This window comes from Pedobacter sp. FW305-3-2-15-E-R2A2, from assembly GCF_038446955.1.
GTDB lineage: Bacteria > Bacteroidota > Bacteroidia > Sphingobacteriales > Sphingobacteriaceae > Pedobacter.
Window position 1 is genome coordinate 3908518 of record NZ_CP151803.1, and the last position, 25250, is coordinate 3933767.

Consider the following 25250-nt stretch of genomic DNA (forward strand, 5'->3'; position numbering starts at 1 on the left):
AAGGTCAGGAATTAATTTAGCTTAAAAAATATGGTAAGAGTAAGTGATTTGCTTTATGGAAATGTAGAACTGCCTGCAGTTTTTGAAGATTTATTGGCTACTGCGGCGATGAAGCGACTTGCCGGAATCCATCATAGTGGCGCCATATTTTTAGTAAACCCGGATCTGAGCCACTCCCGCCTGGAACATTCCATCGGGGTGATGCTGCTCATCCGCATGCTTGGAGGTACCGAGCTGGAGCAGATTGCCGGATTGCTGCATGATGTTTCTCATACCGTCTTTTCACATGTAGGAGATTATGTATTTCAAAACAGGGAAGAGAATTATCATGAAGAAATGTTTGCCGAGATACTGATGAATTCTGATATACCTGCGGTGCTGATTAAACATGGTTATCACGTGGATCAGATCCTTGACGGATCCTTTTCTATCCTGGAGCAACCCATACCCCATTTATGTGCAGACCGCCTGGATTATACTTTAAGGGATTCTTTACATGCAGGATTGATCAGCAGGCCTGCAGCGAAACTATTTTTAGAACACATCAGGGTTCATGAAGGTAAATTAGTGGTCACCGACGAGGCACAGGTCGATTGGATCAACCATCTTTTTGAGCGTTTGAATCAGGAAGTCTTTAACCTCCCACTCCACCTTTATGCCAATCAGGAAATGGCGGTATTGATTCGTGACTTTCTAAAGAATGGTTTTTTAAATGAAGCTGATCTATTTAAAGATGATACTTTTCTACTGAATAAGATCCGAAGCATTGCCTTAGGTTATGAAGCTATAAAGTCCATTAAACTTCAGAAAGGTTATCCTGCTTTTTTGAAAAAGGGCTCCGGGCTAAAAACTAAACTCCGGAACCTGAAGGCGATCTTATCTATTTAACTTCTTTTTTCTTTCCGCCGAGGTTCACTACTGCACCTACTGTAAAGATGGAATTGCCTGCATTCATGAATTTGCGGCTTTTTAAGCCAAAATTACCGCTGGTGGTATATTGGAGTTGAACAGCATCACTTAAACGCATCCTGGTGAAGAAAATGGGCTCTATGAACATGTTGTCTTCTTTAGGTTGAGCTACATCGTTGCTCAGGAAGGTATCCATCTTCACATGACTGATCCGGAGTGCAGTTCCATAATTTAAAGGAAAATTGGTTCCAAACAGGCGGAAGTTGCTGTTTTTCTTGGAGCTGTAATTTACCTGTAAGAAGGTTTTGGTGTAGGTGAATTCCTCCGCAATATTTTTGGTCAGCACCTTATTGTCGTCATACTCTCTGAAATTACGGTCGGTACTGCCACCACCATAACCTACATATAATTCGATAATCCTGTTGTTGTCCGGACCAAAGGTGTCAAAATATCCCCCGCCAATCTCTATGGATTTATTGCGGTAATCTTTTGTTGTTCTCTCCTTGTTCAAATAGGCACCGCTAAATAAGACACCAAGGTGATTGGAAATTGCATAGGCACCATTGATACTGGCATTACCTCTGGGGGTAATGTGCGCACCTCCGCTAAACTCCCCCTTTTGACTCAACATCGGTGTGTTCGGAACGTTCGGCATATATACAGAAGAACAGGAGCTGAATAAAATCAGCAGGAAAAAGAAAGGATATATAAATGGTTTATTCATAACTGCAGATTCGTTAACAAAACAATAATCAAACGTGATTTTTGATGCTAAATTTTCTAAACATAGGAAATTACACACAAAAAACCGTTGTTAAATGTGCTTTCACACTGAGAGTTAAGCTCCTACTGCTCTTGATTAGCTTTCATAAAAAGCAGAGTAACAGCGCTGTTACCAAGTTCAGTTAGACTTTGCTTTTAGCTTTGATTTTTTACTAAAAAAGTTCAGATAAACAGAGATGATGATGGATAAAAGAAAAGAACCCGCGGTAAGCACATCGATCAGATTTGCATCAACCGATTGGCCGCTGATCTTGTCCGCATAATATTTAACGAATGAATTGGGTAGATTTTGTTCTCCGAGTTGTGCTTTTACCTGCCATTGCCAATCCGTTACCGGGCAATAACCGATCCCGTACCAGATGCCCAGAATCAGCCAGCAAGCCAGGGTAACCGCGACTCCATATAAATGAAGTCTTCTGGTTGACCGAAATGCCCAGGCAAAAAGATTGAAACCAATAATCAACAGATGAACAAGGGTATATATAAAATCTAAAACATTCAGGCTCATTTACGCTTCTTTTCTTAAAATTTCCAATGGAGGATGGTTAAGGACACTCCTGCTGCTATAAATCCCCGTCACCATCACCAATAGCGGAATAGCCATAAAAAATGCGATTAAAGGCAAAACATCCGGAGCAAAGGTAGCATTTAAGCTAAAGGCGGCAACTGCCCAGCTGGCTGCTAGTGCGAGAATGATTCCTGCTGCCGAAGCCAGGACCCCCAAAAATAAATATTCCAGTGCAGTGATGGTCAGAATTTGTCTCCTATTAGCTCCCATTGTTCTCAATAAAACGCTTTCTCTCAATCGTTGCCCCTTACTACTCATCACCGCTGACAAGAGTACAATCCAACCGGTTACCATACTGAAGCCTGCCATAAAACGAATCACAAAATTAATCTTAGTAAGCAGATCATTAAGTATTTGCAAGATCATACCTAAATTAATAATAGACACATTCGGAAAGCTTTTAACTACGGCAACCTGAAAATCAGCAGATACTTTTTCATTAGGCACATGCGTCATCAGGACATAAAATTGCGGTGCCTGTTCCAATGCTCCTGTCGGGAACACCACCCTGAAATTAGGTTGAACCGTATTCCAATCTACCATTCTCAAACTTCCAATTTCCGTGGGCAATAACAAGCCCTGCACATTGAAAACAATTTTATCGCCAACTTTTACATTGATCCTTTCGGCATAGCCCTTTTCCAACGAGATTTTAATGGCTCCTCCTGCGGGTGTCGTACCCGTCCATTTTCCTCCCACCAGCTCTTCTGTCGCCCTCAAATCAGCCTGATAAGTGGCACGGATTTCTCCTCTGAAGGCGCGCAATGCCGAGTTGCCATTTTTTTGCTGCAGACTATCTGCTTTATCCAAATCCTCAGCGGTTTTGCCATTGATCTCTTCAATCCTCATCGTTACAATGGGCACCTGGCCCAGCACCGGTAATTTATGCTGCCTCGTTAAATTCGCCAATGCTTCCTTCTGACTGGTTTGAATGTCAAACAGCACCATATTAGATTGCGACGCATCAGAAGAAAGGGAAACCTTGTTCAGCAAAACACCCTGTACAAGGTAAAGTGTCACGATAAAAACAGTGGATAGACCTATCGACACTGTTAGCATTAAAGTCTGGTTATTGGGCCGGTAAAGATTCGCAAACCCTTGTCGCCATAAATAGTTCATCGTATCCGGAATGGACTTTCTTAAAATCAGCATGAGCAGTTTTGAAAGCCCGGCGAGTAAAAGAAAAGCGATCAGAATCCCCAGCATAAACACCAATGCCTCTACCCATCCATTCATTTGCAGATACGTAAATCCATAAACAAACAAGACAATCACACCATAAACCATCCATTTTAAAGGGTCCCGCTTCGCGGTAACAGAATCAAAAGAGACCCTGATGGCATTTAAAGGGGAAATATTCCGGACCGAAAGTAAGGACGGCAGGGCGAATAAAATGGAAATGATCAGTCCTATAGCCAGCCCCTGTGCGATTGCCATCCATGAAATCTGCATGCTAATCTCTATTGGGATAAAATCCTGTAAGATCAAAGGTAAGGCGAATTGCACCAGGGTCCCCAACAAGGCACCAGCGACGGCGCCAATAAAACCGATCACGGCAATTTGAATCAGGTAAATGAGAAAGGCTTCTCCCGCATTTAAGCCCAGGCATCTTAAAGTGGCAATGGTACCCAATTTTTCTTTAATATAAACATGAATGGCGCTTCCTACTCCAACGCAACCCAATAAAAGAGCGATAAAACCAGATAGTGCCAGAAATTTATTCAAATTCCCAAACGCCCTCCCGGTACTTGCTTTTTTGGTGGCCACAGTTTCATGATCCAGCCCTTCTTTATTAAAAAGTCGCTGATGACGTTTCAGGTCCCGTTCTACGGAAGCCACCCGATCATACTTATAAAAATAGCGGTATTGAATTCTGCTGCCCAGCTGATTTAATCCTGTTTGTTCCAGATATTGAAGCGGAATATATACAACCGGGGTAACCGTACTGGCAATTCCACTTTGTCCGGGAACGCTTTCCAGGTTTCCGGCAATCGCAAAATGGAGCGCTCCGATCTTAATGGAATCCCCTACTGCCGCATTAAACTGCAACATTAGTGTTTTGTCTACCAAAGCATTTCTGTCCTGTTTGAAAGTTTGGGCAGCAGCAACAGGGCTCGTTTCTATTGTTCCATAAAAAGGATAATTTCCTTCCAGCGCTCTCACCTGAATCAGCCTGCTTCCGGCCCCTTTTATAAAATAAACCATGGAGACAAAGTTTCTTTCCTGGGCCCGTTGTTGTCCGAGGGTATCCAATAAAGCCACAACAGCCTCTTTTGGTGCCCTACGACTTTCTATCACTAAATCTGCACCAGTTAATTCTTTTGCCTGATTGTCTATGTCTCGTTGAAGGTTATCCCTGAAAGAATAGACGGCTACCAATGCCGCAATTCCCAATACGATGGAAGAGATAAAAAGAAAAAGTCTGGATCTGTTTTTCCGGCTGTCTCTCCAGGCCATCTTTAACAGCCAGGCGTAGTTTACCGTTCTTTTGATATCGAATTTCTGATCAGGCATGGCTCAATTCTAAGTCTGAGATGATGACACCACCTTTTAATTTGATCATCCTGTTGGTTTTCCCCGCAAGGTCCAGGTCGTGAGTAACGATCACCAGTGTTGTCCCGGCTTCCCTGTTCAGATCAAACATGAGCTTGACGACTTTATCACTCGTTTCAGCATCCAGATTTCCTGTGGGTTCATCGGCAAAAAGTATGGCCGGTTTATTGGAAAATGCCCGCGCTAGGGATACACGTTGCTGTTCTCCTCCAGAGAGTTGAATGGGATAATGTCCGGAACGATCGGCAAGGCCAACCTTATCCAGTAAATCCATCGCATGGCTTTTAATATTTTTCTCTCCCCTCAACTCCAGTGGCACCATCACATTTTCTAAGGCCGTGAGTGTAGGCAGGAGTTGGAAATTCTGAAAAATGAATCCTACATATTTGTTTCTCACCGCCGCACGCTGATCTTCAGTTAACTGATCTAATGTTACTTGGTTCAGCTCGACACTACCTGAGCTTGAACGGTCCAATCCTGCACAAAGGCCTAATAAAGTTGTTTTTCCACTTCCTGATGGCCCTGTGATGGAAACTGTAGATCCTGTTTGAATAGAAAAGCTGATCTTGTCCAGTACGGTGAGCTGATGCCCCGCGTTTTGATAAATTTTACTTACGTTTCGAATGTTAAGGATATTTTCCACGGGCGGAGTTCTTTTTGTTTAAATATACACGCTATCGGCAATATTGACTATATTCAGACCCTTATTCAACACATATGTTACGTCATTATTTTGTAAGTTCTATCGTTTTAACAACGCTGTTTTCCATCGCATCCTTGTTTTCATCCTGTGGTGGCGGACAAGGAAATGAGCAGTCCGGAAATGAAAAAGCGGTTTCAACGAAACCCACAGAAAAGAAAACCGACGATCAAGCGGCAAAGAAGATCCTTTTTTTCGGAACGAGTCTAACTGCAGGTTATGGTCTTGATGTGACGGAAGCTTTTCCAGCGTTGATTCAGCACAAGATCGATTCCCTGAAATTGCCTTATAAAGTGGTCAATGCAGGATTAAGCGGAGAAACTTCTGCCGCAGGAAAAACCAGGATCGACTGGTTGTTGAAACAGCCTTTTGACATTATTGTCTTAGAGCTCGGTGCGAATGACGGATTAAGGGGACTTCCGCTGACTGAAACAAAAGATAATCTTCAGCAAATTACCGATAAGGTGAAAAAGAAATATCCTCAGGTCAGATTTGTACTTGCAGGAATGCAAATCCCACCGAGTATGGGGGCTGAATATGCACAGGAATTCAAATCCATCTTCCCGGAGTTGGCCAGGAAAAACAATATGGTATTGGTCCCTTTCCTGCTACAAGGTGTTGGTGGTGTGCCTAAACTTAACCAGAAAGACGGGATTCATCCTACAGTTGAGGGGCAAAAAATTCTGGCAGAAAATGTATGGGCCCAGCTAAAAGGGCTTTTGTAAAGAAATGAGGGAATTCCAATAAAAAACTATGAATACGGAGAACGAAAAGACTAAAGACTGGCGGGCGAAGCTCCATGAAATCATTTATGAGTCCAATACATTTGCAGGAAAAGCTTTCGATGTAGGTTTGCTCATTGCTATTTTTGCCAGCATCCTGGTAGTTATGCTGGACAGCATTGATAGTTATCACCGACAATTCGGTTCGTTTTTTTCGGCGATTGAATGGACATTTACGATACTGTTTACCATAGAATATATACTTCGGCTGGTGATCATCAAACATCCGCTCAATTATGTGAAGAGCCCGCTTGGCATCATTGATCTGCTGGCCCTGATTCCTTCCTATCTGAGCGTCATTTTTGTAGGCGCCCAGTCTTTACTTGCCTTGCGTGCTTTAAGACTGATGCGGATTTTCAGGATCTTTAAATTAGGGCGGTTCCTGTCAGAGATGAAGTTTCTAACCGTGGCCATTAGTGGCAGCTTGCGCAAGATCAGCATATTTATGCTTACTGTGCTTACGCTTGTAGTGATTCTGGGTTCTGTCATGTACCTGGTAGAGAACAGAGAAAATGGATTTTCCAGTATCCCGGAAAGTATTTACTGGGCCATTGTGACCATTACCACCGTTGGTTATGGAGACATCTCCCCTGTCACGCCCATGGGAAAATTTGTCGCCTCATTTATGATGTTGATCGGCTATGCCATCATCGCTGTACCTACGGGAATTATCACTACTGAAATGGCTGCAGCGGCAAGAAATAAAGGATTCCACCATCAGGTATGCCCTGGATGTGGCCGTGAAGGTCATGATCAGGATGCTAAATTCTGTAAATATTGTGCAACAAAGCTTTAACTGCTGAGTTTTAAAACTGAATCTCACTGAACCATTTTGCATAAATGGCATCATAGATTCCGTTTTCTTTCAGCATTTTTAGTCCGGTGTTGAATTGCTTTCTTAACTCCAGGTCTCCTTTTTTCATCGCAATGGCATAATGGGAGTCGGTATTTGGCAGGAACATGCCTATTTTTAATTTGCTGTTGTTTTGAAGGAAACCTCCGGCAATCGGTGAGTCATCAACAAGCATATCAATCTTTCCTGCCTGAAGTTTTCTGTACAGTTCTTTATTGGTATCTGCATGAAACATGTTGTTGTCCGGGAATTTGGTATGAACATGTCTTTCTGCTTCTGTTGCCGTTCTGACCCCAATCGTTTTGTTTTTAAAGTCTTTCAGTTCATCCAGCGCACCTTCTGCAGGCACGACAGCACAAAGTCTGAAGTGTAAATAAGGCTCTGTAAACTCCAGAATATGCTTGCGTGAGGAAGTTACCGTTACTGCCGAACAAATCAGGTCTAATTCCCCTTTAAAAAGCTTCTCCAAAATAGTTTTCCATAAAGAAACTTCATAATGTATCTCAAAATCAAGGTGTTTAGCAATTTCACTTAATAAATCTACCTCAAATCCTTCAAATTTTTCGGAATTATAGTCCGAATGCATGGGAAATGGTGCGGCAGAATCTAAACCGACTTTCAATACTCTCTTTGGGGCCATAATTATTCCAGGATTAAGTGATTTGGCGCGGCTAATTTACGACAGTAAAAGCAATTTGTTCCTATAATGAATGTAAAGAAGACATTTCTTACAGGAATTTAAGCAAAAACTTTACATGTTGAACAAAATAAATAAAATTACATCATTGAAATGGAAGGTTATTGCTAATTCTGTAACTTTGATTAAAGAAATAAACGAGAAAATATGTCGATATCATCAGAAGCCGATTTACTGGGTATCAGTAAAATAAGTGAAATTGTAGCCCTTGCTTTAAAGGAAATGAGGGAATATGCACAGCCTGGAATGTCAGCTTTGGAGCTGGATAATTTTGGCGGAGCCCTACTTCAGTCTAAAGGAGCGAAATCAGCACCAAGGTTAACTTATGGTTTTCCGGGATGGACTTGTATCAGCGTGAATAATGAGATTGCCCATGGCATTCCTACTGAAAATAAGATCTTTAAAGAAGGTGACCTGATTAATATAGATGTATCTGCAGAGCTGGACGGCTTCTGGTCTGACAATGGAGGTTCCTTCGTATTGGGACAGGATTTGAATCACCACGCCCCTTTGGTAGAAGCATCGAAAAGAATTTTAACAAAAGCACTTCAAAATATTAAAGGGGGTGTAAAAATCTCTGAAATCGGCAGAATTATAGAAACTGAAGCTAAAAAAGCAGGTTATATGGTGATTAAAAACCTTGCCGGACATGGTGTAGGCAGAAGTTTACATGAAGAACCGCACCAGATTCTGAATTATTATGATCGTTTTAATCAGGAAAGATTTAAGAAAAATTCTGTAGTGGCCATTGAGACTTTTATTGCTACTCAGTCTAGCCTTGCAGTGGAACAAGCTGACGGATGGACATTCTTAGGAAATAAAGGTGGTTTTGTAGCTCAGCACGAGCATACGATTATGGTTACAGGTGGCGCTCCGGTAATCCTGACCTCGATGAATGAAATTTTCTCTTAATCCGGGAACGACCTAATAAAAAGAGATCTGGTTTTCGCCAGGTCTTTTTTTATGGAATATTCAGATCATTCCGCTGATCATATCTGCAAATTCGCCCATGCGTTGCTTTAATAAAAATATTTAATTTCAGCAAACGATAAACATAAAAAAATAATAGCTTTATAATCCATAACAACGAAACTCAAAAGATGAAAAAAATTGAATCTTATATAGATGTGAATGACGCGATAAGCGATTTGGACAATGGCGGTCGTTTTTACAATTTATTTACGCATGCCGACGATGGAATAATTTCTCAGGCTGAATTAGGTAAAGTCGGAGGATTATTTAATGACAAACAAAAAATGATACTCTTCTTTGAACTTTCTGTTTCAAATTTAGGTTCCGCAGCTAAAACGGAAGTTCTTTCGAAATTTGACAATAGTTTACAGCTTAATTATCAAAAGTATAAAGCCCAGGAGTTGTCTGCATCCGAAGCCAACGAGATTGGTGTCATCTCTTCCAATGCCATTATTACCGGCATTCCAAAAAAGATAGCGTCTAAATCAGAGTTTAATGGATATATACTCATACCGATATTGGCCGGAAAGGTGACCACCTTTATTCCTGTTCCCATTACCGACAGTTACGATGTTTATGAAATAAGAGATGAAAAGTCTTCTGAAACTTTTTTTATTGCCCATGCCAGAGGTTCCGAGAAGCTGCCTGAACAACAAATCAAAGTAGCCGGGGTTATAAAAGAATTGAAATCAAAAAAGAACGAGGATAATGGTTCTAAAAAGTTTCTTGAGATCAACTACTTTTTGAATTTAAACTAAAGGCGAATTTCTGCTTATTAATTTTTCTTCCTTCAGATAGCTTAAGCTATAAAACTTTAAAAATGCCGGGTGGTTGTCCGGCATTTTTATTCCGAATTCCTATTCCCAGGCCATAAAACCTTCGTAAGCGAAGTAAAAAAGAGCAATATAAATGCTGTATTTAATTACTTTTTTAATAACCTCATAGGCTTTAAATGGGATTGGACTGAAAGCTTGTTTGTTAAATGCTGTTTTTGTTATTTGTTCCATTTTTATTGACTTTTAAGTGTAATGATTACACAAAAGTACCAGGCTTATTCAGCCGGAAATTGTAAGAAAACGAAAACCTGCTCTACAAAAATAGCTTAACCCGCTGTAACCTGCGACTCTTTCTTGTGGTCTTAGCATCAATATTAACCTAATCGATTTATGATGTTACTTCGCAAGCTTAAACAGCCATTACTATTGTCATTCTATGTATTATGTTTTATAGTATTTGCCGCATTTACAGGGCCATCAGCCAATCATAAAAAGCAAACCAGAAACGATTATTATAAAGATAAAGCCGCCAGAAATTTAAGCGATTCCCTGGATGTATTATTCAATCAGATCAGGTCCTCATTTGGAGGAAAAGAACCCGACTTAACATTAGGCGTCGTAAAGGATGGTCATGTTTTTCTGAAAAAGAATTATGGCTATGCCAACCCTGAAACCAACACACCATTTTCTGATCGAACACAAATTTATATTGCCTCTACCTCCAAGTCTCTGACCGGAACATTGGCCGCCATTTTGGATCGTAAAGGCATCATAAAACTCGACGGGACAATTGCAGATTATCTTCCGGGGTTTAATTTTGATGATCAAAAGATCCATCCTGATAAAATCAGCATACGCTCGTTAATCACTCACACCCATGGCATCAAAAACAATGATGCAGTGGTATGGACCGCTTTTATTGGAATCAGAAGTACCGAGCAACTTTTGGAACTGCTCAAGAAACGGAGTACCGCTCTGCCAGACCATAGCTTTAACTATTCTAATCTCGGTTCTGTCATCTATGCAATGATTGTCGAAAAATGTTTAGGAAAGCCATGGCAGCAAGTAATGGACGACCAGCTTTTTCAGCCATTGGGTATGAAAAAGACCAGCGCTTATGTTTCAAAAGCAGATGCTAAATACATCAGCTACGTAATAGATGACTCGGAAGGTGCTTTGAAAAGTGTATTTGATAAAGCGGATAACTCGATGTCGGCCGCTGGTGGGCACCTCACTACGGTGACTGATCTGCTAAAATATCTACAGTTCTTCATGAGCAATGGAAATTCCGTTCCTGGTGTATTGGGCAAAAAGGAAATTGCTATCGCCACCTCTGCAATTGTTCCTCAGAAAAATCGCTATCAATCTTATGAAAGATTTGGTTATGGACTGGGATGGGAACAATCTGTCTTTAATGGAGAACAGCTGGTATCGCGTTTTGGCGGTTATAGTGGCATTTCTTCACATTTATCGTTCATGAAAGATCAAAAGATAGGTGTGGTGGTCTTAAGCAACAAAAAAGGAATGGAGGCATTGGCCCATTTAGTAGCGAACTATATTTACAATTCCCTTTTAGACAAAGACAACAAGTACAGCATTGCTAAAGAAAACCTGATATCACTACAGAAAAACTTCGAATCGGATGCATTGGAAACAAAGGAGATAATGGAGGTCATTGACAAAAAAACAGCAATGGACAAAAAACTTTCCGGACAATATGACGGTGCTGAAAAATCCGGTAGTATGGAAATAAACAATGCCGGAGAGGTTTCCTGGGGAAACCTAAAAGGACAATTGCATTTGCTAACCGATAGCACTGGCTTGATTAATTTCAGGACAATGTTGCGTTCTTTCTCTGTCAAAAGGGAAAAGAATGTGATTGTAGGGGTCTATTCTAACGACCGTTATTTCAAGCGTTTACAATAGCTTAATTCTGAATTTTGAAAGTTGTTAGCAATGCCGCATGATCCGAAGGGTATTTTACCGGATGCTGATCGATGGTTCTGGAAGCGATGGCCTTAATTTTTGCACCTTTATAATAGATATAATCAATCCGGTCTTTAAACGCATCAACAGACATCGGACTCCAGGTAATCCCTCTAACTTTAAGCGGATCTGGATGTATTTCCCGAAACGAATCTTTAAAACCGTTTTTCATTAACAACAATCCGGAAGGAAAAGGGACCACTAAGCCACCATTCAGATGTTTGGTTGATTCGATCCAGTCCAGATGAGAGCCGGAGTTAAAATCACCGCAAAAGACCACAGGAGTAGTCGAAGACTGATCAATATAAGGTTGGATGATTTGCAGGATATGACGTAAATCGCCAGTATTTCCCTTGTCCATTTGCTTTGTCAGGGTATCTGCATTCAGTTTAACTTTTTTCTCCAGATCTCCCCAATAGTCAGTCGGGAAATTGAGCCAATTGGCAAAGAATGCTATTTTTTGATCTTTAGATAACCGGATATAGGCTCCGCCATTATAAAATGATTTGTAGCCCGCTAAGGTTTCTTCAATCGGATAACGACTCATGATTGAAATGTTAGTACTTCTCAAATAGAAGTAATAGCCCAATCGATCTGCAATTTTTGCTCCTGAACCGTAAGTTTCCTGCATGGAAATTACATCTGCCCCGGAGCCTTTGATCACTTCTACAATCCGCTCCACTCCCACTTCTTTTCCGGTCTCATTTCCACCATGGAAGATATTGAAATTCATCACTTTAAGAACATCTTTTGCATTGGTCGACTGCCTTGTATTTAAAGCAGAAAAATAAGCACCGTATTGCTTGCCAATAAAATCAGGACTTAGCACTTCCGAAAATAAAGCGACCTGATCCAGTGCACCATTGAAAGCATGCCATTGATCCCGGTATTCTGCACTCGAAGAATTTGTCGGATCTGCGATTCGGCCACCAATAAACAGTTCATTTGTATGGATTGAATCTAAGCCCGGGCAATAATAAATTGCTGTATTTAAGCCATCGTAATATAGACGGATCTCTTCTTTTTCTTTTGAATAGCTAAAAGCAAGCAAGTGCCATTTATCATCTTTAACTGTTTGTCGCGCTGCAGTGGGTTCATACTCGTAGCTATTTTTGCCCATGGCCTCCCATCGCCATGCGCCATTTGCCTGAACACCCAATCTCCAACCTTTCCATTTTTTATCTGTTAAACTGGTAGAAGAAAGCACATCATAATCATTGGCCAGTTGAGGTGATGCTTTTACCCATAGCATAACAGAAAAATCTCCATCATTTTCGTTCAGCTGATTTTTTACCGTTAATACTTTACGGATGGCAGCATTTCCCGAAAGATCCAGTGCAGATCCGGATATGCCTTTTGTCGTACTGTACTGAATAGCAGGCTCGAAAGACTGAAGATATACTGGTTTTTGAGCAAAGATGCTTGTGCTGATCATCACAAGCGTGGTTATCAATTTTAATTTAGAGGCCATTATACATTGTTTGTTTTCAGGTAAGCAAACATAACATTCTTTCCCTGCTATTGTGGCGGGCATATTTTCTTTTTATTTTTAAAACATGAACGTACGATGTCCACATTGCCAGAAAATATTTGAAGCAAATCAACAGCAAGAGCACTTATTGACCTATGCCATTGGAAAAGGCCAAAGACTGGTGATGTTGGAATGTCCGGAATGTTATTGGGATGTTCCCCTTAATCCGGGCGATCTTCTGTCTAATGAACCTCAAAAAGATGAAGCATCAGAAAAGGAAACTATCGCCGGGCCTGTAAATTGTCCGAAATGTGCTGATGGAATTATGTCTTATATCAATGATGGCAATGAAGAATTTTGGGGTTGTGGAGAATGTGGTTATACAAGGACGTAAAAAAGAATCGGACATCAATGAAAACCCCTCTTTACAATTTGTAAAAAGGGGTATCTGGTTGGACCACTTCCTATCGGATTGAGACTTGACTAGTAAGCGACCAATTGATTTGCACTCAATTCTTTAGCGGCAGCAACCATCGCAATTAAAGCGCTTTTTGTTTCCGGCCAATGACGGGTTTTTAATCCACAATCCGGGTTTACCCAAAGTTGTTCAGCAGGAATTACTGCTTTAGCTTTTTCCAAAAGCCTTACCATTTCGTCTTTAGAGGGCACCCTTGGAGAATGGATGTCGTAAACTCCTGGTCCTATTTCATTGGGATATTTGAAGTCTGCAAACGCATCTAACAATTCCATTTGCGAACGGGAACATTCAATCGTGATCACATCTGCATCCATATCAGCAATGTTTTGAATGATGTCGTTAAACTCAGAATAGCACATATGCGTATGGATTTGCGTTTCATCTTTTACACCACTTGCTGATATTTTAAATGCATTTACTGCCCATTGTAAATAATTCTGCCAATCTGTTTTCCTTAACGGTAAACCTTCCCGAATGGCGGGTTCATCAATCTGAATAACTTTAATTCCTGCTTTTTCCAGATCTGCTACTTCATCGCGAATCGCCAATGCGATTTGATTACAGGTCACAGAACGTGGCTGGTCATTGCGAACAAAAGACCATTGTAAAATGGTAACCGGGCCCGTCAACATTCCTTTTACCAGACTTTTGGTCAAGGATTGTGCATAGGCAGTCCAGTAAACAGTCATCGCTGCAGGGCGATGGACATCTCCATAAATAACCGGCGGCTTAACACATCGACTGCCATAGCTTTGCACCCAGCCATTCTTTGTAAAGCTGAAACCGTTCAATTGTTCGCCAAAATACTCCACCATGTCATTGCGCTCAAATTCTCCGTGAACCAATACATCAATACCGATTTCTTCCTGCCAGCGAATGGTTTCTTCAGTTTCCTTTTTTAGCAGGCGATCATATTCTGAAGGGCTGATCTCACCTTTTTTAAACCTCGCTCTCCAGCTTCTTACCTCTGCCGTCTGTGGAAATGAGCCAATAGTTGTTGTTGGAAAAAGCGGAAGTTGTAAAATTTCCTGCTGTGCTTTTTTGCGTATGGAAAAGGTATTTTCCCGCTGGGCATCTTTAGCGGCAATGGAACTTACCCGCTGTTTGACCTGTTCGTTATGAATCAATGTGGAAGTTCTGCGACTGGAAACTGCTTTTTTATTTTCTTCCAATTTACCCAATGCATTTTGATCCGGATGGTCAGTCGCCAAAGCCTTCAATACCACTACTTCATCAATCTTTTGTTTGGCAAAAGCCAGCCATTCTTTAATCTCGGGAGTCAAGGTTTTATCATTGGTTTCCAGGTCCAGATCGCATGGCGAATGTAATAGTGAGCAGGACGGCGCGATGAGGATCCGGTCGCTCCCTATTTTATCGGTCGCCTTTTTTATGATGGCCAAAGACTGTTCGAAATCATTTTTCCAGATGTTCCTTCCATCTACGATGCCAAGCGATAAAACCAATTGTTCAGGAATGGCATTCAGTACCTCATCCAGTTGTTCCGGACAGCGGACCAGGTCGATATGCAATGCATAAACCGGCAATGACAAGGCTAAGGTCAGGTTATCTTTTAAGCCTTCAAAATAGGTAGCCACCAAAATTTTCAGATACGGAAATTGTTTCCTGATCTCTGCATAAACATACTGATAAGCTTCTTTTGCTTTATCATTAATGTCCAGTGCCAAAAATGGTTCGTCGAACTGGATCCACTCTGCTCCATAAGCTTTTAATTCGTTTAAAATCTGAATATAAACGGGTAACAGCCTTTTCACTAAATCTAATTTATCAAAGCCCTCTTCTTTTTCCTTTCCTAATAGCAGATAGGAAACTGGGCCGATGATGACCGGTTTACTTTTGATTCCCAATTGTTTTGCCGCTGCAAACTCATTGACGATTTTATTCGAGAATAATTTAAACTCCTGATCTTTGTAAAATTCAGGAACGATGTAATGGTAATTTGTATCCAGCCATTTGGTCATTTCCATCGCGGTAATGTCCAATCCCTCTTTCTGGTACCCCCTCGCCATTGCGAAATACAAATCCATTTCATTGTTGGATTTTAAGGCGACCTGATTGTAACGTTTCGGTACAGCTCCTACGGTTAAGGACATATCCAGAATTTGGTCGTAGTACGAAAAATCATTGGAAGGGATCAGATCTATTCCTGCTTCCTGTTGCAATTTCCAGTTTTGCTCGTAGATATTTTTTCCTTTACTTAACAGCTCTGCTAATGAAATGTTGCCTGACCAATATTGCTCGCAGGCTTTTTTGAGTTCTCTGTTGCTACCAATTCGTGGATAGCCAAGGTTGTGCGTTTTCATCTTTCTTCAACTTTTTAAATGGTTAATAATCATTGTAAAAAGCTCCGGAATTAACTCTTAATCCAGGGCGCCTTATTTATTACAAGTCAGTTTTAAATTCTTCTCAAATGTATATATGCAGATTATAAAACTTAACATATAGCAATAAATAAGCATAAATAACTTTTCAAGTAAATATTTTAAGCATATTATGCTTTTATCTGCTTATTTTAGCAGCCATTAAGGGAAAATATTCTATGGAAGAATTGGATGAAACGGATTTGCTGCTCCTGAAGATATTGGGCAGCAATTCAAACTACACGATAAAAGAGCTGGCAGTTAAGGTAAACCTGTCGCCCTCTCCTGTTTTTGAACGGGTAAAAAGACTGGAAAGTACCGGATATATTAAAAAGTACATCGCCATACTCGATGCGGAAAAGTTCAATCAGGGATTTATTGTCTTTTGCAACATTAAGCTCAAACAGCACGATAGAAAAATAGGTCATCAGTTTGTGGAAGACATTTTAAAGATCGATGAAGTTGTAGAGTGTTATAATATTTCCGGGGATTTTGATTTTATATTAAAGGTTCATGCGAGGGATATGAAGCATTACCAGGATTTTGTTTTTAACAAACTAGGCTCTGTTAAAAGTATAGGAAGTACGCATAGTACTTTCGCAATGGCGGAGATCAAGAATTCGTATAACGTTAGTTTTTAAATCCATCGATAAACATTAAAATTTGAACACCCGGGGAAAGATTAATAATTATTCCATGATATATTTATGGAATAATTATTAAATTGTAACATCATCACGATCATCCCTAAAATTCAAATTATGAAAAACCTATTTAAAAGCATTGCGCTCATCGCAGTATTCGCTATTTTAATTACCTCATGCTCAAAAAAGAATGACACTCCTGCAAATCAGGAAGTTAAAACTGAACAAAAAGACAAAGTTCTTGCTTACATCAAAAGTCTTGGATTCACTGACGCACAAATCGTCGAAAAAGGCGATAGATATATCGTTGATGGAGATATGGTAGTTGATAAAAACATGGAAATTCCAACTAACGGAGGTCCAAAAACAGAACAGTATTACAATGGATACCTGGTCACCAACAGCAATAATATTCTTGTTAAAGTTGATGCATCTATCACCAGTATGGCCGCTGAAATTAACGCTGCAATTGCACAATGGAATACCGTACCGAATTCTAAAATTAAGTTCGTGCTTACCACTGGAAGTACTTATGATATTTTAATCAAGGTAGACAATACCATTGGAGCTTCGACATGTGGACAGGCATATTTATCTACCAGCAACGGTAAAGCAGGTAGTGTAATATGGATCAATCAGGCGTTGATTCAAAATAATTCTTTTGCACAGCGTACCAGAACGATTACACATGAGTTTGGACATACCATATCTTTCAAACACACCAATCAATCAACCACCATCAATGTACCTGGAGTTGGAGGAACTGATACTTTGTCGTTAATGAACGGCGGACAATGTGGAAGCGGTGCTACCGTTTTATCAGCGAAAGATAAACAGGCAACCGCAGTATTATATCCTCTATAATTAAAAAAACAATTAACTATTCGTGATGATAAAAAGAGTTGCCTCCAAAAAGGCAGCTCTTTTTTATAACCCTTAAAAACACCTGCACCATGCTCCGTTTCATTACCTTGATTTTATCTTCTACACTCTTCTTTTCAACCTGCTTTTCTCAGCAAAATCAAAAACCATTGTTAACCGGCGACATCCTCAAAGACCTCAATAATCTGCTGCCACAAGCTGAGGTCACTGTTGATATTTTTGATGGTATAAAACAAAGCAAACGACAAGCGGAATTGATGGAAAAATTTAAACTGGGTGTACAAAAAAATTACGACTGGTTTATAGATCACACCAAGAAATTTGAAAATGTCAGGCCCCTTCCTTATCATCCTAACCTGGGTCTGACAGAGGGAGAATATATAGAAATGCAGCGCGCGATGAAAGAAATGGAAAGCAGTTCCTCGGGAAGTGAAGTCGTTAGCATTCTAAACAACAACATCATCATCAGTTTTAAATCCAGAGGGAGACTGGCAATTCTGGACGCAGTAAGAATTGATTTAGAAAAGAACCTCGTTTTCATCGGTGATCATGAGCTGAATTTTACCGGAAAATCTGACATTACAAATGAATCAAACGGCTTAAGGAGCAAGTGGAAGGGTTATAACTGGGACCTGGAATTGCCTAAAAATATCAGCCCAGATCAGTTTAAAGATCTTGAAAATCTTAATGCTAAATTTTACAAACTGACCATAGGTCGTCTTGAAAAAAATGGAAAAACATTCTTGCAGATAAAAGGAAAAGAATTTGAAAAGGGAAAAGCAAAAGTATCCTTTGATATTCCCTTAGTCTTTTAAAAAATCCGGTTTATGAATTAAATGATTGCCTGAATTCAAGTGGTGAGATTTTCACCTTGGCCTTGAAGAGCCTGTTGAACGACTGAGGATGCTCAAATCCCAGTCCGTAGGCAATCTCAGCGACGCTAAGGTTACTTGTGCTTAGGATGTCCTTCGCTTTTTCGATCAGCTTATTGTGAACATGTTGCTGTGTTGTTTGTCCGGTTAAGGAGCGCAGCATATCATTCAAGTAACGGGGAGAGACTTTCAGGTGATTCGCGATCTCCAGAACGGTAGGCAGTCCAGTAACGAGCGCTTTATCGGATTTAAAAACACCCGACAAATAGGCTTCCATTTCGACGATCAGATCGTTGTGAACTACCTTTCTGGTAATAAACTGCCGTCCATAGAAACGATTGCTGTAATTGAGCAGCACCTCAATCTGCGAGATCAATACATCCTGGCTAAAATGATCGATATTGGTATCCAGTTCCATCCCAATGTTGTCAAAAACAGAAAAAATGATTTTCTTTTCCTTATCTGATAAATACAAAGCTTCAGCCACGGAATAGGCAAAAAAACCATACTTAGTCATCTGCTTTCCCAAAGGATAATTCCGGATAAAGTCCGGATGAAACAGCAAAGTATATCCGCTATAGTCTTTTTCTTCGGCAGCGGCGGCGATCAGTTGATTGGGTGCAGTAAACGACAGCCCGCCCTCCTCGAAATCATAGTGTCCCTGGCCATATCTGATCTGCCCTGCAAAATGCGCTTTAAAAGAGATCTTATAAAAGTTAAGCATATATCCCCGGCCCAGTTCCGAAGTATCGACTTTGATGTCCTTATAGTCCACAAGGGCTATTAAAGGATGCATTGGTTTGTCCAGCCCCAGCGCTTTAAGCAGCGCTGAGATACTTTGGAAGATCACTGGAGGAGTATTTCCCTTTGCTGAAGTCATCATGCTAAGTTAATAAATTATTTTTCTGCCGGATTTGATGATAGATGGGGTAAATATTCCAGGAAACGGTTCCCTGATCGATCACTTCATGCACCGGCGAATCTGCCAGCTCGCTCATTAAACGATGCATCGCATCCCTTCCATCCTGCTCAGAGTCCCAGATGAGTGCGTCAATTATTGTTCCGTCCAAGCGTTGCGCAATATGTCTGGACTGGAACCCGGGTTGCTTTTTCAGCCATGCGTCTACGTCTGCATTTGCGGTTATAAAGTCGGAATAGGTTTTCCCTTTTTCAAGTTTGAAGGTGGTAGTTTCCAGTCCTCCTGGTTTATTTATTGCAGTCATTTTCTAAGGTTATATTTTATGGTTAAGCTTGATAATATCTGGTAATTTCTTTACGGTGTGCTTCAAACCCCAGTTCCTTTCTTTTGGCCGACAAAGCAAGGGCATCCTTTCCCGCTGCATACTTCTGCTGGTCTTTCCCGTCAGTTGCTGCCTGATAGATCACCGCAGCGATTTCTTCAGGTTCCGAAAAATGGATCAAGCTGCCATCCTGAAAACCCAGCATCATCTTATTCCAAAGCGGTTCATAGGCCGGATGTTGTTCCAGCACCAATGCGCCACTGCCGAAGTTGGTTTTGATGCCTCCCGGGGCTACTGTTTTGAATTGAATACCGAAAGCACTCAAATCGTAGTTCATGGACTCAGACCAGCCTTCCAAAGCATACTTGGTAGCAGTATATACAGAAGCGAAAGGACTTGCAGCAATTGCCACTGCGGAGGTCACCGTAATAAATAGCCCTTTTCGTTGGTTTTCTCTGAAATATTTAACAAATGGATGAGCAACGCGCAATACGCCGGTGAGATTGGTGTCGATCTGCTTTCCGATCTGTTCGGCAGAATATGCTTCAAATGGTCCGGCAAGTCCATAACCAGCATTGTTCAACACCACATCAATGTCGGCTGAGCCAATGGCCATTGCCACTGTATTTTCTACCTGACCGGGTTTGGTCAGATCCATTTCCAGTAAGGTTATGTTGTCAAGCCCGGAGAGCTCTGTTTCTTTTTCCGGACTACGCATGGTCGCAATTACGTGCCATCCTTTTGCCTGAAATAATTTTGCTGTGGCTTTTCCTAATCCGGAAGATGCGCCTGTAATGAGTATAGTTTTCATTCTCCAAATGTAGATTCGTCTCTCGGGTCTTGTGTTGCCGTTTCCATCAATGTTGTAACCAAAAAAACATTCGTACGGTTTATTTGGATACAAATAAAACAGATCCGGTTTATCTGCGGTTAGCAAAACCAGGTATCTTGCCGCATAAATAACACTTAATAAGATAACGATGAGCGAATTGAATTTCAATGAAGTAATAGCCCGGTCGCAAAAGATCAGGGAACTTTATCGCAAACTAGAACTACAATACCATGGCAGCGAGTGGACCATTGAAGAAGATGCCTTAGCATTTCTAACCGATGCCGGCCTGGTTGGCCGGCTGACGATGTCGCAGCAAGGACGATGGCCTAAAGGCCCGGATACCGATGCTGAATTATCACATAAATTAGGAGAATGCATCTGGTGGCTGACCATTTTGGCAGATCGTATGGGAATGGATATCAATACTGCTCTTGACGGATTCCTCAGCAAAACGGAAAAGCTTTTAGAAAAATAAACTACGCCCTGCTTATCGACGTCAGGAGTTCCTGCTACTGGCTTCGATAAGCATTTGGCTGAACACCCCATTCTTTGTTTGGTTGATTACCCAGTTCCAATATTCCACCTTTTAAAACTTCTCTCTGCAAAATCCTGAAATCCGCTATCGGCTTCCCGCTTAACTTCGCAGATTGAATATATTTATTCTCTTTTGAGGCCTGCCTTGCTTCTATTGTAAATTTCGTACTGTGATCTCCCCGGAATAAAACCCTCAACTTTTCTTCTATATTTGTGTATATGCCTACAGAAGAAGAGTTTAAAGCTGACGCCATCATCATTGGTTCCGGATTGGCCGGACTGGTTGCCGCTATGGAAATTACCAATGCAGGAAAAAAAGTGTTATTACTGGATCAGGAAACTGAGCAAAACCTCGGCGGACAAGCATTCTGGTCATTTGGAGGTTTGTTTTTAATCAATTCTCCCCAGCAACGAAGAATGGGTATCAAAGATTCTTATGAACTGGCCTTACAGGATTGGATGGGTACAGCAGCTTTCGATCGTGAAGAAGATTATTGGCCAAGACAATGGGCCGAAGCTTACCTAAAATTTGCTGCAGGGGAAAAGTATGAATACATCTCTAAGATGGACATTAAACTAATGTTTATGGTGGGATGGGCAGAACGCGGAGACGGCGCAGCAAGTGGTCACGGCAATTCAGTTCCACGTTTTCATGTCAGCTGGGGCACAGGTACCGGCGTCATCAAACCATTTGTTGAAAAAGCTTACGAAGCAAGAGGTAAAGGCCTCCTTCAAATGAAATTCAGGCACCGGGTTACCGCTTTGATCAGCGTTGAGGGTACAATCGTTGGCACACAGGGTGATGTATTGGAAGATGATGATCAGGAACGGGGCTTTGCCACCAATAGAAATGTTGTTTCGCAATTTGAATATAAAGCAGATCACATTGTGATTGCAACCGGGGGAATTGGTGCCAATCATGAACTCGTGCGACAAAATTGGCCGGAAAGACTGGGCAAAGCCCCGGAAAATATGGTATGTGGCGTCCCGGCTTACGTAGATGGCAAAATGATCGGCATTGCCGAAAACGCAGGCGCGAGGATCATTAACCGCGACCGGATGTGGCATTATACTGAAGGGCTGCAAAACTGGAATCCGATCTGGCCAAATCATGGCATAAGGATACTTCCGGGCCCATCTTCCATCTGGCTTGATGCGAAGGGCAATCGCCTCCCCGCTCCTTTCCTACCGGGATTTGACACACTGGGAACACTGAAACATATCCAGGAAACAGGTTATGCCTACTCCTGGTTTATCCTGACACAAAAAATCATTAAAAAGGAATTTGCGCTTTCCGGATCAGAGCAAAACCCCGACATCACCAATAAAGACTACCTCCTTTTTCTGAAAAGAATTTTTGGTAAAAAAGCACCTGCTCCGGTAGAAGCGTTTAAGGAAAATGGTAAAGATTTTATCGTCTCAAATGATCTGAAAGACCTGGTGAAAAAGATGAACGAACTTTCGGGTGATTCGTTGCTCGATGAGCAAAAGATAAGATCACTCCTTGAAGCCAGAGACAGGGAACTGGATAATAAATTCTCCAAAGACACCCAGATTAATTATATCCGGAGCACCAGAAAATATTTAGGAGATAAACTGGGCCGCGTAGCCAAACCACATAAAATACTGGCAGCGGAAAACGGACCACTGATTGCTGTACGCCTCAATATCCTGACCCGTAAAACATTAGGTGGTATCGAGACGAATCTTAACGGACAGGTTTTAAAAACGGATAGCCGTGTTTTAGAGGGTTTGTATGCAGCAGGTGAAGTAGCTGGTTTTGGCGGTGGCGGTATGCATGGCTATCGCGCATTGGAAGGGACTTTTCTTGGAGGATGTATCTTCTCCGGAATGAAAATTGGGAAATATATTGCTGATCGATAAGTAAAAAATGTCTGTCTGAATACTATTTCTATTAGTTTTGTGCTGTGACTAAAATAAAGAGAGTAAGCCCGACAGACTTCCGAGGTCAGTATATGTCCGAAATGTCAACGGAGTTTGTGATTTTAAAAACACCAATCCAAATCCACGATATCGGAAAGACATCCGGGTTTATTAAAGTGCCCAGCCCTCTGCACAGGCCTGATTTTAATTTCATTGTTCACATTACCAGCGGAAGGGCAAAACAGCAGGTAGATGCCGATGTGCTGTCCATAAAGGAAAATGAAGTTTTGTTCATCAGGCAAGGTAATGTTACGGCTTTAAAAGAGGTGAGCGAAGATGCTACCGGACACATCATTCTATTTGAAGATCAGACACTCAATCAACTGTTGTCCAAACAGGAACTCATCAAACTTTTCTCCGCAAATACGGTCATTCATTTATCTAAGGAGAGCAGTGTATGGCTGACCCCTCTTTTTGAGCTCCTGAGCATCGAACTTTATAGCCCGGCCCCCAACCTTGGGATCTGCTATTCGCTTCTTCAGGCAGGATTGCAAAAGATCCTCACTTCAAATGCAGCACTAAATAAAGGGGTAAACCGAAATTCCGAAATTACCTTTAATTTTAAAGAGCTGGTATACAAACATCATGTAACACATAAAACGGTTTTATTCTATGCAGATGAGTTAGCGGTATCCGAGAACTACCTCCATCGATGTGTGAAAGAAACGACCGGCACAAGTCCGAAGGAATGGATCAATAAAGTGAGTATCCTGCAAAGTCAATTATTGCTACAGGATCTGACCAAAAGTATTTCTGAAATTGCTTTTGAGCTCAATTTTGGCGATCCCAGCTATTTTGGGCGCCTCTTTAAAAAGATAGTCGGAATCACTCCTTCCGAATACCGGATTGCATTTATGCAGGATTTGTCCGGGTAAAGGACGGTTTTGTTTTAAAGCAGCCTTTGTTTTCAGTCCATCTTTGTATCATCAAATTCAAAGAAAATGAAAACATCAATTCCCATTAGAAATTTCAAAAAAAAAGCGCTCCCCTCCCAGCGTACCTATGGATACCTGAAGGTATTCCTGTATTATCGTATAAATAGAAAAAATTTATCTTTTCTATTTATCCTCCTCTCCGCTTTCCTATTTTCCAATAAAGGTCACAGTCAGATTATTCAGGACATTGGCGGTATCGCGGTCACCGTTCATGCCAAGAGTGATTTCAAAGATTTACCATCAGAAAGTTCACTGAAAGGGAACAAGTTCCAATTGAATACTTACGATGCCTGGTTACCTGTTCCTACTTTCAACATCGGCAAAACCAGTGTTTTCAGCAACCTTAACTATAGAATGATGGATTTTAAATACGACAATGAAACGGTTGCCGATTTAAATCGCATTGACCGAATTCATGAAATAAAATCGGTCATTATTATCAGACATCCGATTTCAAGTAAATGGTCTATTCTTGGAATAGCTATGCCAACCCTGGCTGCCGATTTTAAAAAGAAAGTTTCTTTTGACGACCTGATTCTGGATGGAATATTAGGGGTATCCAAAACATTTGGTGCAGAATCAAACCTTGAAATTGGACTTGGCGTGCATGCCATGTATTCCTTCGGAGAAACCTTAATCACCCCTGGAATATCAATTGATTACAAAAGTACGAACCGTAAATGGCTGGCGCAATTCTATTGGCCGAGGTTAAATGTACTCTATAGCCTGACTGAAAATACCCAGATAGGTCTTGCCGGTTCAATAGACTGGACCCGGTTTAACCTGAAAAACTATAAAGGTTATAATGGAAAGGAAGTCGATTACGCACAGTTTTCTACCATCCATGGCGGCCTTCATCTGCACCAGCGACTGGTTGGTGGCATCTGGCTTCAGGTACAGGGAGGAATGGGGCTTTTGAACCGTTATGAAGTGTTCGATGCCAAACAAAAAACAGTGAATGACTTCTCCATCTCTAACATGGCTTACGGAAAAGCAGCATTAAGCTATCGTATTGGCAGAAAACTAATAAACCATAAGAAATAATGAAAACAACCATTCTGATCATGCTTGCCATTTTTGCATCCGCATTTGCAAAGGCACAACAAGTAAAAATGAACATCAACGTCAGTAATATTGAACCAGGTAAAGGAACTGTGGTGTTAAATGTTTACGATAAAAAAGAAGATTTTTTGAAAAAAGTCTTCCTCAGCAAAACGCTTAAGGCGAATGCTTCGACCTTGACGTTTACCCTTGATTTACCGAAAAAAGGAACTTATGCGGTCACCATTTTTCAGGATTTAGATGACAATAAAAAACTAAAACAGGATTGGTTCGGCATCCCTCAGGAACCTGTTGGTTATGGCAACAACTTCAAACCTTCGGCAAAGCCGAGGTTCAATGACTGCTCGATAACGCTGAACAATGATCCGGTTACTCAAGCCATAAAACTCTTTTAGACC

27 protein-coding genes are annotated in these 25250 nt (G+C 41.1%); 15 read left to right on the forward strand and 12 right to left on the reverse strand.

Annotated elements, in window-relative coordinates; all coding sequences use genetic code 11:
* Positions 1–30 precede the first annotated feature (30 nt).
* Complete coding sequence (locus tag AAFF35_RS15550; RefSeq protein WP_342327437.1) at positions 31–888, forward strand: HD domain-containing protein; 858 nt, start codon at positions 31–33, stop codon at positions 886–888.
* Here the strand turns inward: AAFF35_RS15550 and AAFF35_RS15555 are convergent.
* The 4 genes from AAFF35_RS15555 to AAFF35_RS15570 all read right to left on the reverse strand — a co-directional run bounded on the left by AAFF35_RS15555 (position 881) and on the right by AAFF35_RS15570 (position 5456).
* Complete coding sequence (locus AAFF35_RS15555) at positions 881–1633, reverse strand: hypothetical protein (RefSeq protein WP_342327438.1); 753 nt, start codon at positions 1631–1633, stop codon at positions 881–883. The genes AAFF35_RS15550 and AAFF35_RS15555 overlap by 8 nt on opposite strands.
* A gap of 177 nt (positions 1634–1810) precedes the next feature.
* Positions 1811–2200 carry a DUF2784 domain-containing protein gene (locus AAFF35_RS15560; RefSeq protein ID WP_342327439.1) on the reverse strand — a complete coding sequence of 130 codons (390 nt, stop codon included), beginning with the start codon at positions 2198–2200 and terminating at the stop codon, positions 1811–1813.
* Positions 2201–4774 carry an FtsX-like permease family protein gene (locus tag AAFF35_RS15565; RefSeq protein WP_342327440.1) on the reverse strand — a complete coding sequence of 858 codons (2574 nt, stop codon included), beginning with the start codon at positions 4772–4774 and terminating at the stop codon, positions 2201–2203.
* Complete coding sequence (locus tag AAFF35_RS15570; protein WP_342327441.1) at positions 4767–5456, reverse strand: ABC transporter ATP-binding protein; 690 nt, start codon at positions 5454–5456, stop codon at positions 4767–4769. The genes AAFF35_RS15565 and AAFF35_RS15570 overlap by 8 nt, the downstream gene beginning before the upstream one ends.
* A gap of 74 nt (positions 5457–5530) precedes the next feature.
* Here AAFF35_RS15570 and AAFF35_RS15575 point away from each other — a divergent pair, with 74 nt between their 5' ends.
* Both AAFF35_RS15575 and AAFF35_RS15580 read left to right on the forward strand, forming a co-directional pair.
* On the forward strand, positions 5531–6238 hold the full coding sequence (locus AAFF35_RS15575; RefSeq protein ID WP_342327442.1) for an arylesterase: 708 nt from the start codon (positions 5531–5533) through the stop codon (positions 6236–6238).
* Positions 6239–6266: 28 nt separating this feature from the next.
* Positions 6267–7091, forward strand: coding sequence for an ion transporter (locus AAFF35_RS15580; RefSeq protein ID WP_342327443.1), 825 nt, complete (start codon positions 6267–6269; stop codon positions 7089–7091).
* Positions 7092–7101: 10 nt separating this feature from the next.
* Here the strand turns inward: AAFF35_RS15580 and AAFF35_RS15585 are convergent, their stop codons facing one another.
* The gene (locus AAFF35_RS15585) at positions 7102–7788 is read right to left on the reverse strand and encodes a transporter substrate-binding domain-containing protein (RefSeq protein ID WP_342327444.1); all 687 of its coding nucleotides are present in this window, start codon (positions 7786–7788) and stop codon (positions 7102–7104) included.
* A 204-nt stretch (positions 7789–7992) separates the two neighbouring features.
* Here AAFF35_RS15585 and map point away from each other — a divergent pair, with 204 nt between their 5' ends.
* Positions 7993–8757, forward strand: a complete 765-nt coding sequence (gene map, locus AAFF35_RS15590) for a type I methionyl aminopeptidase (protein ID WP_342327445.1) — start codon at positions 7993–7995, stop codon at positions 8755–8757.
* Positions 8758–8945: 188 nt separating this feature from the next.
* Entirely contained in the window at positions 8946–9575 is a 630-nt protein-coding gene (locus tag AAFF35_RS15595; protein WP_342327446.1) for a hypothetical protein, read from the forward strand.
* Between the two features lie 99 nt (positions 9576–9674).
* Here AAFF35_RS15595 and AAFF35_RS15600 read toward each other — a convergent pair whose 3' ends face one another.
* A complete protein-coding gene (locus AAFF35_RS15600; protein ID WP_342327447.1) occupies positions 9675–9824 on the reverse strand; it encodes a hypothetical protein in 150 nt (49 codons plus the stop codon).
* Positions 9825–9983: 159 nt separating this feature from the next.
* Between AAFF35_RS15600 and AAFF35_RS15605 the strand changes: the two genes are divergently transcribed.
* Complete coding sequence (locus tag AAFF35_RS15605; RefSeq protein WP_342327448.1) at positions 9984–11519, forward strand: serine hydrolase; 1536 nt, start codon at positions 9984–9986, stop codon at positions 11517–11519.
* Position 11520: 1 nt separating this feature from the next.
* Here the strand turns inward: AAFF35_RS15605 and AAFF35_RS15610 are convergent, their stop codons facing one another.
* The gene (locus AAFF35_RS15610; protein WP_342327449.1) at positions 11521–13050 is read right to left on the reverse strand and encodes an endonuclease/exonuclease/phosphatase family protein; all 1530 of its coding nucleotides are present in this window, start codon (positions 13048–13050) and stop codon (positions 11521–11523) included.
* Positions 13051–13135: 85 nt separating this feature from the next.
* Between AAFF35_RS15610 and AAFF35_RS15615 the strand changes: the two genes are divergently transcribed.
* Positions 13136–13444, forward strand: coding sequence for a hypothetical protein (locus AAFF35_RS15615; RefSeq protein WP_342327450.1), 309 nt, complete (start codon positions 13136–13138; stop codon positions 13442–13444).
* An 89-nt stretch (positions 13445–13533) separates the two neighbouring features.
* Here the strand turns inward: AAFF35_RS15615 and metE are convergent, their stop codons facing one another.
* Positions 13534–15849, reverse strand: coding sequence for a 5-methyltetrahydropteroyltriglutamate--homocysteine S-methyltransferase (gene metE / locus AAFF35_RS15620; protein WP_342327451.1), 2316 nt, complete (start codon positions 15847–15849; stop codon positions 13534–13536).
* Positions 15850–16085: 236 nt separating this feature from the next.
* Here metE and AAFF35_RS15625 point away from each other — a divergent pair, with 236 nt between their 5' ends.
* The 3 genes from AAFF35_RS15625 (at position 16086) to AAFF35_RS15635 (ending at position 18247) form a co-directional block, all read left to right on the forward strand.
* Complete coding sequence (locus AAFF35_RS15625) at positions 16086–16547, forward strand: Lrp/AsnC family transcriptional regulator (RefSeq protein ID WP_074610972.1); 462 nt, start codon at positions 16086–16088, stop codon at positions 16545–16547.
* 120 nt (positions 16548–16667) lie between these two features.
* Positions 16668–17414, forward strand: a complete 747-nt coding sequence (locus AAFF35_RS15630) for a M57 family metalloprotease (RefSeq protein WP_342327452.1) — start codon at positions 16668–16670, stop codon at positions 17412–17414.
* Positions 17415–17503: 89 nt separating this feature from the next.
* Positions 17504–18247: a hypothetical protein gene (locus AAFF35_RS15635; RefSeq protein ID WP_342327453.1), complete on the forward strand. Its 744-nt coding sequence runs from the start codon at positions 17504–17506 to the stop codon at positions 18245–18247.
* Between the two features lie 10 nt (positions 18248–18257).
* On the opposite strand, the gene AAFF35_RS15640 is transcribed toward AAFF35_RS15635, so the two are convergent.
* Genes AAFF35_RS15640 through AAFF35_RS15650 form a run of 3 tightly spaced genes read right to left on the reverse strand, consistent with a single transcriptional unit; the run spans position 18258 to position 20356 of the window.
* The gene (locus tag AAFF35_RS15640) at positions 18258–19187 is read right to left on the reverse strand and encodes a helix-turn-helix transcriptional regulator (protein WP_342327454.1); all 930 of its coding nucleotides are present in this window, start codon (positions 19185–19187) and stop codon (positions 18258–18260) included.
* A gap of 1 nt (position 19188) precedes the next feature.
* A complete protein-coding gene (locus AAFF35_RS15645; protein WP_342327455.1) occupies positions 19189–19527 on the reverse strand; it encodes a hypothetical protein in 339 nt (112 codons plus the stop codon).
* A 22-nt stretch (positions 19528–19549) separates the two neighbouring features.
* Complete coding sequence (locus AAFF35_RS15650) at positions 19550–20356, reverse strand: SDR family oxidoreductase (RefSeq protein WP_342327456.1); 807 nt, start codon at positions 20354–20356, stop codon at positions 19550–19552.
* 169 nt (positions 20357–20525) lie between these two features.
* Between AAFF35_RS15650 and AAFF35_RS15655 the strand changes: the two genes are divergently transcribed.
* Positions 20526–20852 carry a MazG-like protein gene (locus tag AAFF35_RS15655; RefSeq protein ID WP_342327457.1) on the forward strand — a complete coding sequence of 109 codons (327 nt, stop codon included), beginning with the start codon at positions 20526–20528 and terminating at the stop codon, positions 20850–20852.
* Positions 20853–20886: 34 nt separating this feature from the next.
* On the opposite strand, the gene AAFF35_RS15660 is transcribed toward AAFF35_RS15655, so the two are convergent.
* Positions 20887–21171 carry a glycoside hydrolase domain-containing protein gene (locus AAFF35_RS15660; protein ID WP_342327458.1) on the reverse strand — a complete coding sequence of 95 codons (285 nt, stop codon included), beginning with the start codon at positions 21169–21171 and terminating at the stop codon, positions 20887–20889.
* Here AAFF35_RS15660 and AAFF35_RS15665 point away from each other — a divergent pair.
* From AAFF35_RS15665 to AAFF35_RS15680, 4 genes are all read left to right on the forward strand, one after another.
* Positions 21131–22795: an FAD-binding dehydrogenase gene (locus AAFF35_RS15665; protein ID WP_342327460.1), complete on the forward strand. Its 1665-nt coding sequence runs from the start codon at positions 21131–21133 to the stop codon at positions 22793–22795. The two genes, AAFF35_RS15660 and AAFF35_RS15665, sit on opposite strands and share 41 nt — an antisense overlap.
* 101 nt (positions 22796–22896) lie before the next feature.
* Positions 22897–23730 (forward strand): helix-turn-helix domain-containing protein, encoded by an 834-nt coding sequence (locus tag AAFF35_RS15670; RefSeq protein ID WP_342327461.1) that lies wholly within the window; start codon positions 22897–22899, stop codon positions 23728–23730.
* 66 nt (positions 23731–23796) lie between these two features.
* Positions 23797–24834: a DUF6268 family outer membrane beta-barrel protein gene (locus AAFF35_RS15675; protein ID WP_342327462.1), complete on the forward strand. Its 1038-nt coding sequence runs from the start codon at positions 23797–23799 to the stop codon at positions 24832–24834.
* The gene (locus AAFF35_RS15680) at positions 24834–25247 is read left to right on the forward strand and encodes a DUF2141 domain-containing protein (RefSeq protein ID WP_342327463.1); all 414 of its coding nucleotides are present in this window, start codon (positions 24834–24836) and stop codon (positions 25245–25247) included. Before AAFF35_RS15675 ends, AAFF35_RS15680 begins: the two co-directional genes overlap by 1 nt.
* The last annotated feature ends 3 nt before the right edge of the window (positions 25248–25250 follow it).

Bases quoted from the DNA above. Each gene is read 5' to 3' on its own strand.
- AAFF35_RS15550 (WP_342327437.1), top strand. From the start codon at position 31: ATGGTAAGAGTAAGTGATTTGCTTTATGGAAATGTAGAACTGCCTGCA.
- AAFF35_RS15555 (WP_342327438.1), bottom strand. From the start codon at position 1,633: ATGAATAAACCATTTATATATCCTTTCTTTTTCCTGCTGATTTTATTC.
- AAFF35_RS15560 (WP_342327439.1), bottom strand. From the start codon at position 2,200: ATGAGCCTGAATGTTTTAGATTTTATATATACCCTTGTTCATCTGTTG.
- AAFF35_RS15565 (WP_342327440.1), bottom strand. From the start codon at position 4,774: ATGCCTGATCAGAAATTCGATATCAAAAGAACGGTAAACTACGCCTGG.
- AAFF35_RS15575 (WP_342327442.1), top strand. From the start codon at position 5,531: ATGTTACGTCATTATTTTGTAAGTTCTATCGTTTTAACAACGCTGTTT.
- AAFF35_RS15580 (WP_342327443.1), top strand. From the start codon at position 6,267: ATGAATACGGAGAACGAAAAGACTAAAGACTGGCGGGCGAAGCTCCAT.
- AAFF35_RS15585 (WP_342327444.1), bottom strand. From the start codon at position 7,788: ATGGCCCCAAAGAGAGTATTGAAAGTCGGTTTAGATTCTGCCGCACCA.
- map (WP_342327445.1), top strand. From the start codon at position 7,993: ATGTCGATATCATCAGAAGCCGATTTACTGGGTATCAGTAAAATAAGT.
- AAFF35_RS15595 (WP_342327446.1), top strand. From the start codon at position 8,946: ATGAAAAAAATTGAATCTTATATAGATGTGAATGACGCGATAAGCGAT.
- AAFF35_RS15600 (WP_342327447.1), bottom strand. From the start codon at position 9,824: ATGGAACAAATAACAAAAACAGCATTTAACAAACAAGCTTTCAGTCCA.
- AAFF35_RS15605 (WP_342327448.1), top strand. From the start codon at position 9,984: ATGATGTTACTTCGCAAGCTTAAACAGCCATTACTATTGTCATTCTAT.
- AAFF35_RS15610 (WP_342327449.1), bottom strand. From the start codon at position 13,050: ATGGCCTCTAAATTAAAATTGATAACCACGCTTGTGATGATCAGCACA.
- AAFF35_RS15615 (WP_342327450.1), top strand. From the start codon at position 13,136: ATGAACGTACGATGTCCACATTGCCAGAAAATATTTGAAGCAAATCAA.
- metE (WP_342327451.1), bottom strand. From the start codon at position 15,849: ATGAAAACGCACAACCTTGGCTATCCACGAATTGGTAGCAACAGAGAA.
- AAFF35_RS15625 (WP_074610972.1), top strand. From the start codon at position 16,086: ATGGAAGAATTGGATGAAACGGATTTGCTGCTCCTGAAGATATTGGGC.
- AAFF35_RS15630 (WP_342327452.1), top strand. From the start codon at position 16,668: ATGAAAAACCTATTTAAAAGCATTGCGCTCATCGCAGTATTCGCTATT.
- AAFF35_RS15635 (WP_342327453.1), top strand. From the start codon at position 17,504: ATGCTCCGTTTCATTACCTTGATTTTATCTTCTACACTCTTCTTTTCA.
- AAFF35_RS15640 (WP_342327454.1), bottom strand. From the start codon at position 19,187: ATGATGACTTCAGCAAAGGGAAATACTCCTCCAGTGATCTTCCAAAGT.
- AAFF35_RS15645 (WP_342327455.1), bottom strand. From the start codon at position 19,527: ATGACTGCAATAAATAAACCAGGAGGACTGGAAACTACCACCTTCAAA.
- AAFF35_RS15650 (WP_342327456.1), bottom strand. From the start codon at position 20,356: ATGAAAACTATACTCATTACAGGCGCATCTTCCGGATTAGGAAAAGCC.
- AAFF35_RS15655 (WP_342327457.1), top strand. From the start codon at position 20,526: ATGAGCGAATTGAATTTCAATGAAGTAATAGCCCGGTCGCAAAAGATC.
- AAFF35_RS15665 (WP_342327460.1), top strand. From the start codon at position 21,131: ATGCCTACAGAAGAAGAGTTTAAAGCTGACGCCATCATCATTGGTTCC.
- AAFF35_RS15660 (WP_342327458.1), bottom strand. From the start codon at position 21,171: ATGATGATGGCGTCAGCTTTAAACTCTTCTTCTGTAGGCATATACACA.
- AAFF35_RS15670 (WP_342327461.1), top strand. From the start codon at position 22,897: ATGTCAACGGAGTTTGTGATTTTAAAAACACCAATCCAAATCCACGAT.
- AAFF35_RS15675 (WP_342327462.1), top strand. From the start codon at position 23,797: ATGAAAACATCAATTCCCATTAGAAATTTCAAAAAAAAAGCGCTCCCC.
- AAFF35_RS15680 (WP_342327463.1), top strand. From the start codon at position 24,834: ATGAAAACAACCATTCTGATCATGCTTGCCATTTTTGCATCCGCATTT.